This is a genomic window from Amycolatopsis cynarae (assembly GCF_026802195.1).
Lineage (GTDB): Bacteria > Actinomycetota > Actinomycetes > Mycobacteriales > Pseudonocardiaceae > Amycolatopsis_E > Amycolatopsis_E rhizosphaerae.
The window spans coordinates 454371-470628 of sequence record NZ_CP113836.1 but is presented as its reverse complement, the minus strand read 5'-3'; the positions used below and the strand labels follow the sequence as shown (position 1 = coordinate 470628).

The window sequence follows — 16258 nt, the reverse complement described above, 5'->3', positions numbered from 1 at the left end:
GCCGGGGGGTTCCCGTCGAGTAAAGGCGACTTTACCTAGTTTCCCGGCCCCGGGGCGGGTTCCGCTCATAACCAGCACTAATCAGTAATTCGGTGTATTGCCCATGAGCGGCTTTCCCGCAACTCTCACTGGGGGTGTCCGGCCGGTCACCCGATCCAGTCGGGGACGATACGGGAAGGGATGAACGATTTCATGGGGAGAACGCCCCGCGCGCTCGCGGGCATCCTGATCGCCGGTCTCATCTGCCTGTTCACCGCCGCACCCGCCTCCGCCGCCTTCCAGCAGGAAACCGGGCACCTCGTGACACCCGGCCAGTCCTACGGCGGCAAGGGGCGCTCCGGCGACTGGCTCGGCTCCTACCTGGTCGGGGGCAAGCAGGTCTTCTGCGTGCAGTTCGAGTACAAGGCCCCGGACACGAACGAGGCCTACCGCCCTGGCGACGAACTGAAGACGAAATGGGGCGACCCGCTGCCCGGGGACATCGCCGCCGAGATCTCCTACCTCCTGCTCCGCTACGGCGACACCCGCAACCCGGACCAGGCCGCCGCGCTTGCCCACCTGCTGCACTCCTGGACGGCCGCGCCCCGGCCCGGCCACGACGACCTCAACCCGGCCAACGACTTCCGCCACATCGCCTACGACGCCCCCTTCCACCTCGCCAAGCTGCCGCCCGCCGCCCAGCAGGCCGTACAGGACCTGCGCGCCGACGCCGAGGCCAACCGCGGACCGTGGACGACCTCGGTCGCCGCGCCCAAGGACACCCAGATCATCGGCGGCGCGGGCACCTGGCGGGTGGTCGTGCACAACGCCAAGGACAAGGGCATGGCGAAGGTGCCGGTCACCGTCAAGCTCACCGACGCCACCCTTCCGGATGGCACCACCCAGGGCACCGTCACCACGGGTGACGACGGCACCGCAACCGTGCAGGTGGTGCCCACCGGCGCCCACCCCGAACTGTCCAGCACCCTTTCGGCCCCCGCCGACCGGCCCTACATCCAGGCCCCGGTCGACGTGGACACCCAGCGCGTCGTCTCCACCGGGGGCGAGAAGCAACTGAGCGCGCACGACGGCGTGGCCGCCCGGCCCAGGGCGGGCACCGTGCAGGTCACGAAGGTGGACGCGAAGACCGGCAAGGGCATCGACGGGGTCGTGCTGCGCCTGACCGGCAAGGACCGGACCACCCCCGCGACGGGCCAGGACGGCAAACCGCTGGTCGGGTCCGACGGCAAGCCCATCGTCGTCACCACCGCGGGCGACGGGGGCAAGGCCACGGTCGACGGTCTGCGGGCCCCGCAGGAGGTCTGCGTGGTCGAGGTGAGCCCCGCGTCCGGGTACGACCGCTCGTTCGACGCGGCCCAACCGCCCTCCGCCTGCGGCACGGTGGAGGACGGCGCGACGCTGACCCTGAAGGTGGCGAACGCGCCGAACGAAGTGCCGACCGTCATCCCGGCAGGCTTCGGCCCGCCGACCGCGACCCTGCACGCGGACACCAGGACGATCACCTCTCCGCTCGGTTTCGTCCTCCTCGGCGGGCTCGCGCTGCTGGGATCCGTGCTCGTGGGCTTCCTCGCCCGGCGCCGCTGGCCGGCGGCCGTCCGGGGCGAACGGCGCGGACCGGCCTCGAGATGACCGTGTCCAGGCACCGCCCGGCGGGCAGCGGACGGCAGCGGGTGGTCTACTCCCGGCGCGGCAAACGGAGGCTGGTCAAGGCCTACCTGCTGGGCCTGGTCACCGTCCTGCTGCCGGAGGCGCTGGTCGCCGCGGTGGTGTTCTGGCCACCGACCAGTGCCGTCGCCGGGCATCCCCAGCCCGTGATCGTTCCCCCGCCGTCCCCGGTGGTGGCCGCGCCCACGCAGACCCCGCCGGAGACGACCACGACCAGCTCGCCGGTCCCGTCGGTGGCACCGGCGAGCACACCGGAGTCCTCCGCGCCGGAAACCCCGGCGGCTGTGCCGGTCCAGGCCCCGGGCACGGTGCGGCTGCCCAGCGGCAGCACCGCGGTCCTGGTCCGTCAGGAGGTCGTGGGCGGGGTGCTGCCGGTGCCGCAGAGCCTGGGCCAGGCGGCCTGGTGGGGTGCGGACTTCGATGCCAATCGCGGCGCCAGCGTGCTCGCCGGGCACGTGAACTGGGGTGGGCGGATCGGCCCGTTCGCCGAACTGTGGCGTGCGCGCATAGCGCAGGAGATCCACGTGGTCGATCCGTCCGGGCGGACCGCGGTGTACCGGATCTCACAGCTGATCACGCTGCACAAGGACGAACTGCCGCAGCGCGCCACGGAACTGTTCGGCCAGACCGGGACGCACCGGCTCGTGCTGGTCACCTGCGGGGGCGAGTGGATCGGTGGGGCACAGGGGTACGCCGACAACCGCGTGGTCATCGCCGACCCGGTGTAGCCGATCCCGGCGGCGCTTTACGGAGCGCTCTCCCAGTCGCCGATCACCAGGACCTGCAGGGCGCTGACGAGTTGCTCCGCGCCTTCCAGGCCGAGCGGCGCCAGGAAGAGGCGGTCGACCTCCCGCCGGGCCGCATCGGCCTTGCGCAGGCGTTCCTTACCGGTCTCGGTCAGCTCGACGATGTTCTTGCGCCGGTCCTGGTTGCTGCGCCGCCGCTCGACCAGGCCCTTGTCCTCCAGGCCGTCGATGAGGGCGACCATCGTGGTCCGGTCGACGTTCAGTTTCCCCGCCGCCTCCAGCTGAGACAACGGGTACTCCGCCGACAGCAGGGAAAGCACGGCCAGCTCGCGGGCGTCGATCCCGTACGGCGCCAGTGCCGCCGTCACCGCTTCGCCCAATCGGATCTGCGCGTGTTTGAGCAGGTAGCCAAGCCGGGACGCCAGCACTTCGGGGGGTCGTTGCGCCATAAAGGTTAAATTACCGCGATCTGATCGTCAGCAGAGCTGACGATCCGCTATGGTGACGATATGACCATCAAATTCGGCGTCAAAACCAGCCCGATGCACGTGGGCTACGACGACATCGTCCGCGTCTGGCAGGAGGCCGACGGCCTGCCCGAGATCGAGGACGCCTGGCTCTGGGACCACTTCCTCCCCCTCGCCGGCCCCGCGAACGGGCCGATCTACGAAGGCTGGACGCTGCTCGCCGCCCTCGCCGCGCAGACCAGGCGGTTACGCCTGGGATTGCTGGTCACCAGCAACCGCATCCGCGAGCCCGCGGTCCTGGGCAAGATCGCCACCACGGTGGACGTGATCTCCGGCGGACGGCTGACCATGGGGCTCGGGGTGGGCGGCACCCATCAGCCGCCCGGCGCGGGCGGAACCGCCGGGGAGAACCCGGCGCTGCGCGAGTACGCGGCGTACGGCCTGAAACTGGTGCCACCGGCGGAGGGCATCGCCCGCCTCGAAGAGACGATCAAGATTCTCCAGCGCATGTGGACCGAGGAGGTCTTCGACTTCGAGGGCCGCTACTACACCCTCATCGGCAACCGGAACGAACCCAAGCCGGTGCAACGGCCCCGTCCCCCGCTGTTACTCGGAGGCTGGGGCAACCGGATGCTGCGCGTGGTCGCCGCGCACGCCGACATCTGGAACGTGCCGGGTCCGCCGCACAACTCGCCGGACTACCTCGTGGAGCGGGGCAAGGTGCTCGACGAGCACTGCGCGGCACTCGGCCGCGATCCCGGAGAGATCGTCCGCTCCACGCAGTACATCGTGTCCTACGAGGATCCGGCCGGCGCTCGGAAGGAGATCGAAACGCTTGTCGAGGCCGGCATGACGCACATCGTCCTGGGCCTGCGCGCACCGTATCCGGAGGGGGTGGTGCACTGGGTGGTCGACGAGATCATCCGGCCGCTGCGGGGCTGAGGGGAAAACCGGGGGTGACAGTGGTCGCGGTCACGTTCTGCGGGGAGAATGCAAGTAGAGCGAAAGGCATACGGCGAAGGGGAGCACGATGCCCGGCTATCTCGTGACCGGCGCGACCGGCCTGATCGGACGGCAGTTCACCCGGCTTCTGCTGGCCAGGGAGGACACCGAACGCGTGTACCTCCTGGTCCGGGGGCCCTCCCGGGAACGGCTCGCGAGCCTGGTCGCGGGCTGGCCACATCCCGAGCGCGTCACCCTGGTTCTCGGCGACCTCTCCGCGGATCGGCTGGGGGTCGGCGACGAGATCCGCGAGGAACTGCGCGGGAAGGTCGATCACCTGGTCCATCTGGCGGCCCTCTACGACATCACGGCGGGCGACGAGGCCAGCGTGCGGGCCAATGTGGACGGCACGGCCAAGGTGATCGAACTCGCCACCGACATCCGCGCCGGTTGTCTGCACCACATGTCCTCGGTCGCGGTGGCCGGTGACCACGAGGGCGTGTTCACCGAGGACATGTTCGACGTGGGGCAGCGCCTGCCCACCCCGTACCACCGCACCAAGTTCGAGGCTGAGCGGCTCGTACGACGGCAGCACGAGGTGCCATGGCGGGTATACCGCCCCGCCATCGTGGTCGGCCACTCGCAAACCGGCGAGATGGACAAGATAGACGGTCCTTACTACCTGTTCACCGCGATCAGCAAGCTCGCCGGGGTACCGGACCTGCCGCTGGTCGGCCCCGATCTCGGGGATACGAACATCGTCCCGGTCGACTACGTGGCCAAGGCGCTGCTCGCGCTGGTCACCAAGCCGAATCTCGACGGCCGCGCCTTCCATCTGGTCAGTCCGGAGCCGCAATCGGTCGTGTCCGTCTACAACGCGTTCGCGAACGCGGCGGGCGCGCCCACCATCGATCTGGAACTCGACGAACGGTTGTCGAAGGGGCTGCTCCGGCTGGCGAAACTCAGCGAGCATCTGCCGGGCGTCTCGCTCGTGCGCGACGCCTTCCTGGAACGGCTGGGGATCCCGCCGGTGTTGCTGGACAACGTCTCCTTCCCGTCGGTCTTCGCTTCGGCCGCCACCCGCAAGGAACTGGCCTCGAGCGGGATCGACGTGCCGCGCCTCGAGGACTACGCCGGTGTGTTGTGGCGGTACTGGCAGGAGCGGCTGGACCCGTTCCGCGCGCGCCGGCCGGGCAGCCGGGGCGCGCTGGACGGCCGCCGGGTGATCATCACGGGGGCGTCCTCCGGGATCGGCCGGGCGACCGCGCTCAAGGTCGCGGCCGAAGGGGCGGTACCCCTGCTCGTCGCGCGTCGCCAGCACGAACTCGAGGAGGTTCGCGACGAGATCATCGCGGCGGGCGGATTCGCCTCGGTGTACCCGGCCGACCTCACCGACGAGGAGGCCGTCACCAAACTGGTCAAGCAGATCCTGCAGGAACACGGCCGGATCGACATGCTGGTCAACAATGCGGGCCGCTCGATCCGTCGGTCGATCAAATTGTCCTATGACCGCTTCCACGACTACGAACGCGCGATGGCGATCAACTACTTCGGTGCGGTCCGGCTGATTCTGGCCGTGCTGCCGCACATGTCGGAGCGGAAGTTCGGCCATATCGTGAACGTGTCCTCGATCGGTGTGCAGGGAATCGCGCCCCGCTTCTCCGCTTACGTGGCTTCGAAAGCGGCGCTCGACTACTTCAGCAAGATCGCGGCGACCGAAACCCGCGGCGACGGGATCACCTTCACCACCATCCACATGCCACTGGTCCGCACGCCGATGATCCGCCCGACCAGGATCTACGACGCCTTCCCCACCAAGTCAGCGGACCAGGCAGCCGACATGGTGGTGCGGGCGTTGAAGGAACGCCCGAAACACATCGGCACCCCGGAGGGCTACCTGATCCAGGCGGCGTACACCTTCCTGCCCGACCTGGTCGACGAGATCGCCTACGAGGGCTTCCGGATCTTCCCGGACTCGGAGGCGGCCGGCGGCACCGGCCGGGTCAAGCTCGGAAAGGGGGAACGGCATCTGTCCCGCGCGGCCACCCGGTTGATCAAATTGACCCGGGGCTTCCACTGGTGACACGGAAGAACTCACACCGACCTGACGGCACTAACACCCCGTACCCGGGTACCTTCTTCGACATGGTTCCCGAGCGAGACAACGCCCTGCTCCCGCTGAAGCGCGACTACAACCAGGCCTGGCATGGATTCGACCGTGCGCAGGTGGTCCAGTACCTGGATCACGTCGAGCTGAGCATCCGCCGGCTCATGGCCGATCGTGATGCGGCCATGACCCAGGCGACCAAGCTGTCCCGGGAACTGGAGACGGCACGCGCCGAGATCACCCGGCTGCAGAACCGGGTCGAGGAACTCAAGCGCCCACCGGAGCGGCTGGAAGATCTCGACGAGCGCATGCAGCGCACGGCGGAGCTGGCGAACGCGCGCGCCGAGGAGATCGTGGCCCGCGCCCAGGTCGCGGCGGAGGAGCACTGGGCCGCGAGCACCGAACTGTCCACGAAGCTGCGCGAGCGGTACTCGAATCTGATCAAGTCGCTCGAAACGCAGGCCGCGGCGCTGCAGGCCGAGCACCAGAACGCGCTCGAGGCGACCAAGAGCGAGGTGCGGAAGCTGACCACCGAGGCGGCGCAGCGGCGCACGTCGCTCGACATCGAAGCCGAGCGGAAGCGGCGCACCATCGAGCACGAGTTCGAGACCTCGATGGCCGCGCAGCGGAGCGCGCTGGAGAAGGAGATCACCGACCAGCGAAAGGCGAGCAAGACCGAGGCCGAGCGCCGGATCGCCGAGGCCACCGCGGAGGCGAAACGTCTCGTGGACGAGGCGACGGCGCGGGCGAAGCAACTCGTCACCGAGGCCACCACGAAGGCCGAACGCCGGGAGGCGGAGGCCGAAAGCAAGGTACAGCGCCTCAACTCGCTGGGCGCGGAGGCCGCGGCCCGGCTGAGCAAGGCGAACGAGGTGCTCATGCGCAGCCGTGAGGTCCTGGAGCCGCTGCGGGAGGAGTCGATCGTCGACATGTCCCGCACCATCGACCCGATCGACCCGCCGACCATGCCGGCCACAGCCACGAAACCGGCCGTGAAACCGGCCGCGGCCACGAAACCGGCCGCCCCGGCGAAATCCGCCACGCCGGTGCAGCCGGTCAAACCGGCACGCACCCCGAACCAGGGACGCTGACTTCCTGCCCGGGTGCCCGGGACAGGAAGTCAGCCCGGGCACCCGGTGGCAGGCCGCCGGTCACGCTGACCCGGCCCCCGACCATCGAGCACCGGGTGGCGTGGCGGTCCGCCCGTCACGGCACTCCTGCGGTCAGGGCATGGCGGTCGGTTCACCGGGCAGACGCGGCCACGGGTTGAGGCGTTCGAGTTGCGCCGCCACCGCGAGCAGACGGGCCTCGCCCCCAGGGGTGGTGACGAGCTGGACGCCGATCGGCAGGCCGGACGGATGCCGGGCGGCGGGCACCGTCATCGCCGGATAGCCGGCCAGGTTCCACAGGCCCGCGAACCCCGCCAGCCGGATCGACGGGATCGCGTTCGCCAGGCAGGACCGTTCGTGCCAGCGTTCCGCCTTGGGCGGCAGGGTCGCCAGTGCCGGGGTCAGCAGGACATCGTGGTCCTCGAAGAACCGCTCCGCCCTGGCCAGCCAGCGGTCCCGGGTGCCGGGCCGGATCAGCCCGGCCGTCCGCAGCGCCCGCCCGAGCCGGACATGCGCCCGGGTCCGCGGCTGGAGCAAGCTCCGGTCGAGGCCGTCGGCCTGTTCGGACGGGCCGGCGAACCAGCGGCCGAGAATGCCCAGCGCCGGTTCGACGCCGTAGTCGGGTGTGGCCCGCTCCACCCGGTGCCCGGCACCGGCAAGCACATCGGCGACCCGGTCCACCGCCGCGCACAGCGCCTTCGGCACCGGTGCGTGGGTGAGCGGCTGGTCGGTGGACACGGCCACCCGCAGCGAACCCGGCTCGCCGAGCGTGGCGAGCTCGGGTTTCCCGGCGAGCACGGCGAGCAGGAGTGCCGCATCGGCCACGGTGGTGGCCAGGCTGCCGTGCGCCGACATCCCGTACCAGCCGCCTTCCGGCAGCAGGTCCGCTCCCGGTTTGATGCCGACCAGCCCGCACATGGCGGCGGGCAGCCGGATGGAGCCGAGGCCATCCGTGCCGTGCGCGACGGGCACCAGCCCCGCGGCGACCGCCGCCGCGCTTCCGCCCGAGGAACCGCCCGCGGTGTACGCCGGGTTCCAAGCATTGCGGGAAATCCCGTCGGGGTCGCTGGTCATCGGCCAGATGCACAGCTCCGGCACCCGGGTCAGGCCGACGACGACCGCACCCGCCGCGCGGAGCCTGCCCACGATCTCGCCGTCCACAGTGGACGGTTTCCGCACGGAGGCGGCGGAGCCCCAGCCGGCGTATTCGCCGGTCATCCCGGTCACGTCCTTGACCGCGACGGGCACCCCGGCCAGCGGCAGTGCGGCGAGGTCCGGCCTCGACGCCAGCGCTTCTGCCTCCGCTAGTGCCGCCTCGGCACGCACCTTCCGGAACGCGCCGACGACCCGGTCGGCGGCTTCGATCCCGTGCAGCACCTTCTCGGTCAGCCGCACCGGGTCCAGCTCACCCGCGCGGACCGCCTTCGCCAGCTCCGTTGCCGTTGTCACCATGGCTGAACCCTAAGCATCGCCGCTAGTCCTCCGCGACGACGGGGGCGGTGGCGGTGCGTTCGGCACCGAACTCGATCCCCTTCGCCTCCTTGCCGGCGAGCGTGAGCGTCGCGACCACGACCAGCACCGGGATGATCGTGACCGTGAGCGCGAACGGGTAGCCGTGGTGCGCGGCCAGCGACTCCTGGATGGGCAGGTTGAAGGCGGCCAGGCAGTTGCCCAGCTGGTAGGTGACCCCCGGATAGAATCCGCGGATCGCGTCCGGCGACATCTCCGTCAGGTGTGCCGGAATGATGCCCCAGGCGCCCTGGACCATCACCTGCATCAGGAACGAGCCCAGGCACAGCAGCGCCGCGGTCCGGGACAGCGCGAACAGCGGCACGATCGGCAGGCCCAGGACCGCGCAGAAGGCGATCGTGTAGCGCCGGCCGAACCGCTCCGACAGGGAGCCGAAGATCAGCCCGCCGGTGATCGCGCCGATGTTGTAGACCACCGCGATCCAGGTCGCCGTCGTCGAGGACAACCCGGCGCCGCCGGATCCGTGCGCGGACAGGAAGGTCGGGTACACGTCCTGCGTGCCGTGGCTCATCCAGTTGAACGCGGTCATCAGCAGCACCAGGTAACCGAACCGCCGGATGATCTTCGGGTCGAACAGGATGTCCCTGATCGAGGTGCGGGTCACCCGCATCCGCCGCCGCGCGGACTCCCAGACCTCGGATTCCTTCACCCGGGACCGGATGATCAGGCTGATGAGCGCCGGTATGACGCTGAGCGCGAACAGCCAGCGCCACGACAGCCCCGCCCAGTGCAGCACGACCAGTGCGGCGAGCGAGGCGAGCAGATAACCGAAGGAATAGCCCTCCTGCAGGATTCCGGAGAAGAATCCCCGCCGCTTGGCCGGAATCTTCTCCATCGCCAGCGCGGCACCGAGCCCCCATTCGCCGCCCATCCCGATGCCGTACAGCAGCCGCAGGACGAGCAGTACGGTGAAATTCGGCGCGAACGCGCAGAGGAACCCGGCCACCGAATAGAAGACGACGTCCACCATGAGCGGGATGCGGCGGCCCACCCGGTCGGCCCACAGGCCGAACAGCAGGGCACCGACCGGCCGCATCAGCAGCGTGGCGGTGGTGATGAACACGACGTCGGTCTTCTGCATCCCAAAGCTCTTGGCGATGTCGGCGTAGACGAAGACGACGATGAAATAGTCGAACGCGTCCATCATCCAGCCGAGCACGGCGGCGAGGAAGGAGTTCCGCTGATCCGGAGTGAGGCGGGCACGGGCTTCCGCTGACGACTGTGTCATGATTCGACCCTATTTCCCCCGAAGATCTCCGACCATGCCGGATTTCTCGCATTACCGGCAAAGCGGGGAAAATGGTCAGCTTCCCGGCTCGAATTCGGCGCGCACGCCGAGCAGTCGCACCGGCCGATCGTCGGAATACCGCGTCAGCACCTCCAGCGCCGCACGTTCGATCTCGCGGGAGTCACTGGTGGGCGCCGGGAGGGTGATGCTCTTGGTCTGCGTGACGAACGGCGCGAACCGGATCTTCACCGCCACCCGTGCGGCCGGGCGCCCTTCGGCGGCCACGTCTTCGGCCACCTTACGGGCGAGCGCCGCCACCTCCTGACCGATTTCGGCGGGGTCGGTGAGGTTGCGCTGGAAGGTCGTCTCGTGTCCTCGTGACCGCGGCACGTACGGGGTGGCCGAAACTTCCCTGTCCCCCACGCCCAGTGCGAGGATCCGGTACCAGGGCCCCAGGGTCGGGCCGAAGCGCGCGGCGAGTTCGGCCGGATCGGCGGCGGCGAGTTCCGCCACCGTGTGCAGCCCCAGCCCGGCGAGTTTCCTGGCGGTCTTGTGGCCGATGCCCCACAGCGCCTCGGTGGGCCGGTGCCCCATCACCTCGTCCCAGTTTTCCCGGGTGAGCCGGTAGACACCGGCGGGTTTGGCGAAGCCGGTGGCGAGTTTGGCGCGGAGTTTGTTGTCGCCGATCCCCACCGAACAGGACAGCCGGGTCTTCGCGGCGACCGCGCGCCGGATACCGGCGGCGAGCGCCTCCGGATCATCGGTCCGGGCGCCGAGGAAGGCTTCGTCCCAGCCGAGCACTTCGACGATGACGGGGAATTCCCGCAGGAGCGCCATGACCTGGGCGGAGACCTCCTCGTAGGTGGATTTGTCGACGGGGAGGAAGACGGCTTGGGGGCAGCGCCGGACCGCCGTCTTCATCGGCATGCCCGACTGGATGCCGTATTCGCGGGCCTCGTAGGACGCGGTGGCCACGACGGCTCGCTCGGTAGGGTCGCCGCGGCCGCCCACGACCACCGGCCTGCCCCTCAGTTCGGGGTGCCGGTTCACCTCGACCGCCGCGATGAACTGGTCGAGATCCACGTGCAGGATCCAGTCCGCTGGCACCCGACCAGTATGCGGCGAAATCCGCCCCCGCTGTGACGCGTGACACGGTAGGGTGGCGCCGCCGGGGAAGATCCGGATACAAAGCCCGGACGAGTAGGCTCTACCACCCGAACGAAGGACAACGAAGGGCACGCTCTGTGACCACCGCGACGCACAGCCTCGACGCCTCGTCCGGAACGACCACGGTCGCCGAGCTGCTCGCCCGTAACGGCGCCGAGCCCGGCCGGACGCCTTCCTCCCGTCGCGCGAGCGACACCCTCGACGCGACGCTGCCGGCCATCCCGGCGATCACGACGACCCCTCAGCGCTACCGGTACGACAAGAACACCGTGACCGCCCTGCTCAGCGAGCCGGCCACGGCCGCGGCCACCGCCGAAGGCGGCAAGGACGGGGCGCGGACGGGCAAGCGCATCGCGGGCCTCGCCTTCGTCGGTGCCGTGCTGGTCGGTGGCTGGACGCTGGCCACCGCCCATGCCCAGGACCACGACGGCCCCTCCTCCGCCGAGCCGGTCCCCGCCAGGATCCCGGCCGCGACGGATCCGGTCGGCACCGTGCCGGGACCGGAGGGCAGCCAGCCCTCGAGCACCTCGGTGGCGGCGGCCCAGCCCCCCGCCGCCGTCGCGCAGCAGCCCGACCAGGGCCGGTTCAGCGGGAGGCTGCCCGCCACGACTCCGGCGAACACGAAGACGAAGAAACCGGCCGTGAACAAGGCCCATACGCCACCCGCGAGCCCGTCGGCGAGCCTGCCCCGACCTTTCCGGCTGCCCGCGTCCGAATATGCCTGGGCCTACCAGCAGTACGACCAGGCCTTGGCCGACCAGCACCACGGCGGGCACCACCGCCACTGACCGGCACCGCGGCCAGCCGACCGGCACCGCCCCTGCCCAGCCCGGGTTTCACCATCCGGGCCCGGGGTAGGAGAAACGGTGATGACCGGCTTGGACCCCTACGTCGGCGTCGCCGTACGCGGTGACGCCCTCGAAGTGCGACTGGAGTCCGGCAGGACGTTGCCCGCCGAGGTGACGGTGCCACTGCCCGGAGTACTGCGCGTGCGGCTCGGCACTCCCCCACCCGCCGAGTCCGGCATGCTCGTGCACTCGGCCGAACAGCCGGCGGACCTGGCTCACCGTGACGGCGGTGTGGAGATCACCGGCCCCGGCGTCGAGGCCTTCTGGGAGGCCGACGGGCAGGGCTTCCGGTGCGGCGAATACCAGCGGTTCAGCGAACCCGGCGCGTCGACCGTGCCGTACTCCTCGGGATACCGCAAGGCCGGCGACGGGTGGCCGGGAGGCTGGGTCGAAACGGTCCGGCTGTCGCCGGACTGCGCCGTCTACGGCGGTGGCGAGAGCTACCAGGGGATCAATCTCAGAAGGCGCTTTCGCCGACTGCGCAACACCGAGGTCGACCGCATGGCCGGCCGCGACACGGCGTACCTGAACGTGCCGTTGCTGTGGTCGGAGGAGGGCTGGGGGCTGTTCCTCAACACCGGCGCGGTGATCGAGGCCGATCTCGGAGCGACCCATTCGGAGGCCGCGCGCATCGAGGTGGACGGGGACCGGCTGGATCTGTTCGTACTCTCGGGCGATCCGCCCGCGATGCTGCGGCAGTACCACGACCTCACCGGGCTGCCGAAGCTCATGCCGGACTGGGCCTTCGGTGTCTGGCTCGGCCGGTCGTCGTACTTCACCGCGGACGAAGCGGTGTCCGCTGTGGACGATGTGCTGGCGGCGGACTGCCCGGTGGACGTGGTGCACGTGGACGAGTGGCTCGACGAGGTGGTGCTCGACGCGGCGGCCTGGAACACCGGTGCCGACCGTGCGCGCTTCCCGGCCGGGTGGACGCGGCGTCTGCGCGAACGAGGGGTGCGCACCAGCCTGTGGATCAACCCGTACCTCGGCAAGGGCACGCCGATCGCCGAACGGGCCGCCGAAGCGGGCTACCTCGTGAACACGCCGGAAGCGGAACCGTCGGCCACCGACGACAACCCGGAAACCCTGCCGGTGGACTTCACCTCGTCGGAGGCCCGACGGTGGTGGGTCGACCGCCTGGCGCGCACGCTCGACGAGGAAGGCGCCGACGCGGTGCTCGCCGATTTCGGCGAAGAAGTGGCCGCGGACGCGCGGTTCGTGGACGGCACCACCGGTGCCGATCGGCACAACAGTTACGGCCTGCTGTACGCGGAGGCGGTCGCGGAAGCGGGTGAACGCGCGAGGAACGGCGATTTCGTCGCGCTGTCCCGTTCCGGCACCGGCGGGCAGCAACGGGCGTCCGCCCAGTGGGCCGGGGACCTGCCCTCCACGTGGAGCGGGCTCACCTCCACGCTGCGGGCCTGCCTGTCGATGTCGCTGAGCGGACTCGCGTTCGTCACTCACGACGCGGGCGGCTACTGGACTCCGGCCTCGTACCGGCACGCACTCGAACTGCGCAAGACCATGGCTCCGGGTGAGATCCGGGCGGATGTGGAACCGGAACTGTACGTGCGGTGGGCGCAGTTCGCGGCGTTCTCACCGATCATGCGGTTCCACGGGGTCGGTGCGCGGGAACCGACCGCCTACCCGGAGCCCGCCCGCGACGCCGTCATCGCGATCTGCCGGCTCCGCAAGGAGTGGCAGGACTACCTGATCTCGGCCGCGCTGGAGGCGACCGGAACGGGGATACCGATGATGCGCCCGATGGTGCTGGCCTTTCCCGGCGACCGGGCGGCGCGCGATGCCGATCTGCAGTACCTGCTGGGTCCGGACCTCTTCGTCGCACCGCTGCTCGAACCCGGTGGCGGCCGCCAGTTGTGGGTACCACCGGGAGACTGGGAACCGCTCGTCGGCCTCGATCCCGTTTCGGGCCCCGGCTGGTATCGCGTGCACTGCGAACTCGGCGAGTACCCGGCCTGGCAGCGGGCGTGATTGTTTACCGTCCACCAGAGCGGGTAAGCCCTTAACGACCAACTTTCGGGGGCGAGGAGGTAACGATGTTGGCCATTGTTCTGGTTCTCTTGCTCGCACTCGTGCTCGGCGGAGTCGGATTCGTCCTGCATGCACTGTGGATCGCCGCAGGCGTCGTTCTGGTGCTGTGGCTGCTCGGTTTTCTCATCCACCCTTCGTCCGGGGCACGCTGGTATCGCTGGTAGCGCCACACTTCCGGGGCATCCGGCCGGCCCGAGAGGCCGCCGGGTGCACCGGCCCTCCGGACAGATTCCGTCACCCGGAATACGGTTGTCAAAGCGAATAAGGGCACTTCACTCAAAGGTGCCTTTATTGTTCTGTTATCCGCTTTCGCGGGCATTCCTGCGCGGTCCCGGCAGGAATTGCCCGACGAAGGAGAGAGCAGATGACAACCGCATTCCGGATGAGCCGCAGATCCCTCGCGAAGCTCGCCGCGGCCGGCCTGGCCTCCGCCTCGTGCTGCCTAGGCCCCGTGGTGGCGGCGTCGGCGGCAGCGCTTCCAGCCCCAGGCCTGTCCCGCCCCACGGCCGACACTCCGAGCCCCGCCCCCGCCCTTCCCCGTCCCACTTCCGAGGCATCCCATCCCGTTCTCGACGTTCCCCGCGCCGCTCCCGGCACCCCGCACCCCGTCCTCGAAGTTCCCCGAGCCGCCCCCAAGGTCAAACGCACCGCCGACCGTTCAGCCGCCGACCGTTCGGTCCCCGCTGCCGCGCGCTCGGACGCCGTGGGGCGCCACGAGTCGATCGGCGACCTGATCGTGCGCCTCGCGGCCGCCCAGGCGGGCAAACCCTACGTCTACGGCGCCGCCGGGCCGGACCGGTTCGACTGTTCCGGTCTGACCCAGTTCATCCACCGCCAGCTCGGCATCCTGCTCCCGCGCACCGCCGACGCCCAGAGCAGGGCGGTCAGACCCGTGAGCCGAGCCGATATGAGGCCCGGTGACCTGCTTTTCTTCGGCAGGCGCGGGCAGGTCTACCACGTGGCGATCTACGCGGGCGACAACAAGATGTGGACCGCGCCCGAACCGGGCAAGCGGGTGCAACTGCAGCGCATCTGGGACAACACCTACTCGGTGGGTCGCGCCTGGTAGAGGTCCGTACCACCGCCCCGGCGGGGCTGGCGAGGGCCGCCCCGCCGGTGCGGAGGAAACGACCGTTTCCGCCTCCCCCGAGGGGTTGAGACGCCATCGTCACCGCCGGGTGGGTTCAAACGACCGTGACGGGTTACCCCGGAGCGCGGCCTCTTTCCGCCCTCACTCGAACGGACGAGTAGCGGGGAGCAACGGGAGCGGGCCGTCCCGCGTGCTACAGCCGTGAAAGCAGCCTTGCGAGCACGGAGAACGGTGGCAGGCACGAGCGGTACGGAGGTCGAACCCGGATGGCTCCTGGCGTCAGACCGCAGCGGGCGCCCACCGTGGCGCTGTCCGTGGTGGTCCCCTGTTACAACGAAGCCGACGGCATCGAACCCCTCCGCGCGGCCCTGACCAGGGCTTTGCCGTCGATCGTCGGAGATTTCGAGGTCGTACTGGTCGACGACGGAAGCACCGACGCCACGCTGGAGCGCATGCGGTCGGTGTGCCGGGCGGACCCGCGTTTCCGCTACCTCGCGCTGAGCCGGAACTTCGGCAAGGAATCGGCCATGCTCGCCGGGCTCACCGAGGCCACCGGCGACGCGGTCGCGATCATGGACGCCGACCTCCAGCACCCACCGGAACTGCTGGGCCCCATGCTCGAACGGTTGCGTGCGGGCACCGACCAGGTGGTCGCCCGGCGCACCCGTGACGGTGACAGCAGGGTGCGCAGCCTGCTGGCCCGGATCTACTACCGGATGATGAACCGCCTGGTGGAGGTCGAACTCCAGGACGGGGTCGGCGATTTCCGGCTCCTGTCGCGCCGCGCGGTCACCGCGCTGCTGTCCCTCGGGGAACGGAACCGGTTCTCCAAGGGCCTGTTCGCCTGGGTGGGCTATCCCACCGGTGTCGTCGAATACGAAAACGTGCCGAGGCGGAACGGGACCAGCAAGTGGACCTTCGGCAAGCTGGTCAACTACGCCATCGACGGGGTCATCTCGTTCAACGACCGCCCCCTGCGGGCGGCGATCTACCTGGGCCTGCTGTGCACCGTGCTCGCCTTCGGGTACGCCGCCTGGGTGGTGGGCGTCGCACTCGCCCGTGGCAACCCGGTGCCGGGATACGTCACCATCATGTGCGGCGTTCTCGGTCTCGGCGGGCTGCAGCTGTTGTTTCTCGGCATCATGGGCGAGTACCTCGGCCGCATCTACTACGAGACGAAACGCCGACCGCATTTCCTGATCAAGGAGACCAGTGACCGCCTGGTCGAAGAGACGAGCAGCTCCGCCGACCGGCGGGCCGACGGCTTCCAGCATGTCGTCGTCCGCCCGCGAAACCATGACTGAGCG

General features: G+C 69.8%; 14 protein-coding genes. 10 read left to right on the top strand and 4 right to left on the bottom strand.

Annotated elements, in window-relative coordinates; translation table 11 throughout:
• Nucleotides 1–192: 192 nt before the first annotated feature.
• Complete coding sequence (locus tag ORV05_RS02250) at nucleotides 193–1629, top strand: MSCRAMM family protein (RefSeq protein ID WP_268756792.1); 1437 nt, start codon at nucleotides 193–195, stop codon at nucleotides 1627–1629.
• Nucleotides 1626–2393, top strand: coding sequence for a class F sortase (locus ORV05_RS02245; protein ID WP_268756791.1), 768 nt, complete (start codon nucleotides 1626–1628; stop codon nucleotides 2391–2393). The genes ORV05_RS02250 and ORV05_RS02245 overlap by 4 nt, the downstream gene beginning before the upstream one ends.
• A gap of 17 nt (nucleotides 2394–2410) precedes the next feature.
• Here ORV05_RS02245 and ORV05_RS02240 read toward each other — a convergent pair whose 3' ends face one another.
• Entirely contained in the window at nucleotides 2411–2860 is a 450-nt protein-coding gene (locus ORV05_RS02240; RefSeq protein ID WP_268756790.1) for a MarR family winged helix-turn-helix transcriptional regulator, read from the bottom strand.
• Between the two features lie 60 nt (nucleotides 2861–2920).
• Between ORV05_RS02240 and ORV05_RS02235 the strand changes: the two genes are divergently transcribed.
• From ORV05_RS02235 to ORV05_RS02225, 3 genes are all read left to right on the top strand, one after another.
• Nucleotides 2921–3820 (top strand): LLM class flavin-dependent oxidoreductase, encoded by a 900-nt coding sequence (locus ORV05_RS02235; protein WP_268756789.1) that lies wholly within the window; start codon nucleotides 2921–2923, stop codon nucleotides 3818–3820.
• Nucleotides 3821–3908: 88 nt separating this feature from the next.
• Entirely contained in the window at nucleotides 3909–5903 is a 1995-nt protein-coding gene (locus ORV05_RS02230; protein WP_268756788.1) for an SDR family oxidoreductase, read from the top strand.
• A gap of 62 nt (nucleotides 5904–5965) precedes the next feature.
• Entirely contained in the window at nucleotides 5966–7018 is a 1053-nt protein-coding gene (locus tag ORV05_RS02225) for a coiled-coil domain-containing protein (protein ID WP_268756787.1), read from the top strand.
• 132 nt (nucleotides 7019–7150) lie between these two features.
• On the opposite strand, the gene ORV05_RS02220 is transcribed toward ORV05_RS02225, so the two are convergent.
• The 3 genes from ORV05_RS02220 to ORV05_RS02210 form a co-directional block, all read right to left on the bottom strand.
• Complete coding sequence (locus tag ORV05_RS02220; RefSeq protein ID WP_268756786.1) at nucleotides 7151–8488, bottom strand: amidase family protein; 1338 nt, start codon at nucleotides 8486–8488, stop codon at nucleotides 7151–7153.
• 22 nt (nucleotides 8489–8510) lie between these two features.
• Nucleotides 8511–9794: an MFS transporter gene (locus tag ORV05_RS02215; RefSeq protein WP_268756785.1), complete on the bottom strand. Its 1284-nt coding sequence runs from the start codon at nucleotides 9792–9794 to the stop codon at nucleotides 8511–8513.
• Between the two features lie 75 nt (nucleotides 9795–9869).
• Nucleotides 9870–10901 carry a DNA polymerase IV gene (locus ORV05_RS02210; RefSeq protein ID WP_268756784.1) on the bottom strand — a complete coding sequence of 344 codons (1032 nt, stop codon included), beginning with the start codon at nucleotides 10899–10901 and terminating at the stop codon, nucleotides 9870–9872.
• A gap of 137 nt (nucleotides 10902–11038) precedes the next feature.
• Between ORV05_RS02210 and ORV05_RS02205 the strand changes: the two genes are divergently transcribed.
• From ORV05_RS02205 to ORV05_RS02185, 5 genes are all read left to right on the top strand, one after another.
• Complete coding sequence (locus ORV05_RS02205) at nucleotides 11039–11749, top strand: hypothetical protein (RefSeq protein WP_268756783.1); 711 nt, start codon at nucleotides 11039–11041, stop codon at nucleotides 11747–11749.
• Between the two features lie 81 nt (nucleotides 11750–11830).
• Nucleotides 11831–13801: a glycoside hydrolase family 31 protein gene (locus ORV05_RS02200; protein WP_268756782.1), complete on the top strand. Its 1971-nt coding sequence runs from the start codon at nucleotides 11831–11833 to the stop codon at nucleotides 13799–13801.
• 65 nt (nucleotides 13802–13866) lie between these two features.
• Nucleotides 13867–14025, top strand: coding sequence for a hydrophobic protein (locus ORV05_RS02195; protein ID WP_268756781.1), 159 nt, complete (start codon nucleotides 13867–13869; stop codon nucleotides 14023–14025).
• A 200-nt stretch (nucleotides 14026–14225) separates the two neighbouring features.
• A complete protein-coding gene (locus tag ORV05_RS02190) occupies nucleotides 14226–14930 on the top strand; it encodes a C40 family peptidase (RefSeq protein ID WP_268756780.1) in 705 nt (234 codons plus the stop codon).
• Between the two features lie 323 nt (nucleotides 14931–15253).
• A complete protein-coding gene (locus ORV05_RS02185) occupies nucleotides 15254–16255 on the top strand; it encodes a glycosyltransferase family 2 protein (RefSeq protein ID WP_268760083.1) in 1002 nt (333 codons plus the stop codon).
• Nucleotides 16256–16258: the final 3 nt, after the last annotated feature.

Excerpts from the sequence above, each read along its gene's own strand:
- ORV05_RS02230 (WP_268756788.1), top strand. The coding sequence starts at position 3,909 with ATGCCCGGCTATCTCGTGACCGGCGCGACCGGCCTGATCGGACGGCAG.
- ORV05_RS02220 (WP_268756786.1), bottom strand. The coding sequence starts at position 8,488 with ATGGTGACAACGGCAACGGAGCTGGCGAAGGCGGTCCGCGCGGGTGAG.
- ORV05_RS02235 (WP_268756789.1), top strand. The coding sequence starts at position 2,921 with ATGACCATCAAATTCGGCGTCAAAACCAGCCCGATGCACGTGGGCTAC.
- ORV05_RS02190 (WP_268756780.1), top strand. The coding sequence starts at position 14,226 with ATGACAACCGCATTCCGGATGAGCCGCAGATCCCTCGCGAAGCTCGCC.
- ORV05_RS02200 (WP_268756782.1), top strand. The coding sequence starts at position 11,831 with ATGACCGGCTTGGACCCCTACGTCGGCGTCGCCGTACGCGGTGACGCC.
- ORV05_RS02195 (WP_268756781.1), top strand. The coding sequence starts at position 13,867 with ATGTTGGCCATTGTTCTGGTTCTCTTGCTCGCACTCGTGCTCGGCGGA.
- ORV05_RS02225 (WP_268756787.1), top strand. The coding sequence starts at position 5,966 with ATGGTTCCCGAGCGAGACAACGCCCTGCTCCCGCTGAAGCGCGACTAC.
- ORV05_RS02215 (WP_268756785.1), bottom strand. The coding sequence starts at position 9,794 with ATGACACAGTCGTCAGCGGAAGCCCGTGCCCGCCTCACTCCGGATCAG.
- ORV05_RS02250 (WP_268756792.1), top strand. The coding sequence starts at position 193 with ATGGGGAGAACGCCCCGCGCGCTCGCGGGCATCCTGATCGCCGGTCTC.
- ORV05_RS02245 (WP_268756791.1), top strand. The coding sequence starts at position 1,626 with ATGACCGTGTCCAGGCACCGCCCGGCGGGCAGCGGACGGCAGCGGGTG.
- ORV05_RS02240 (WP_268756790.1), bottom strand. The coding sequence starts at position 2,860 with ATGGCGCAACGACCCCCCGAAGTGCTGGCGTCCCGGCTTGGCTACCTG.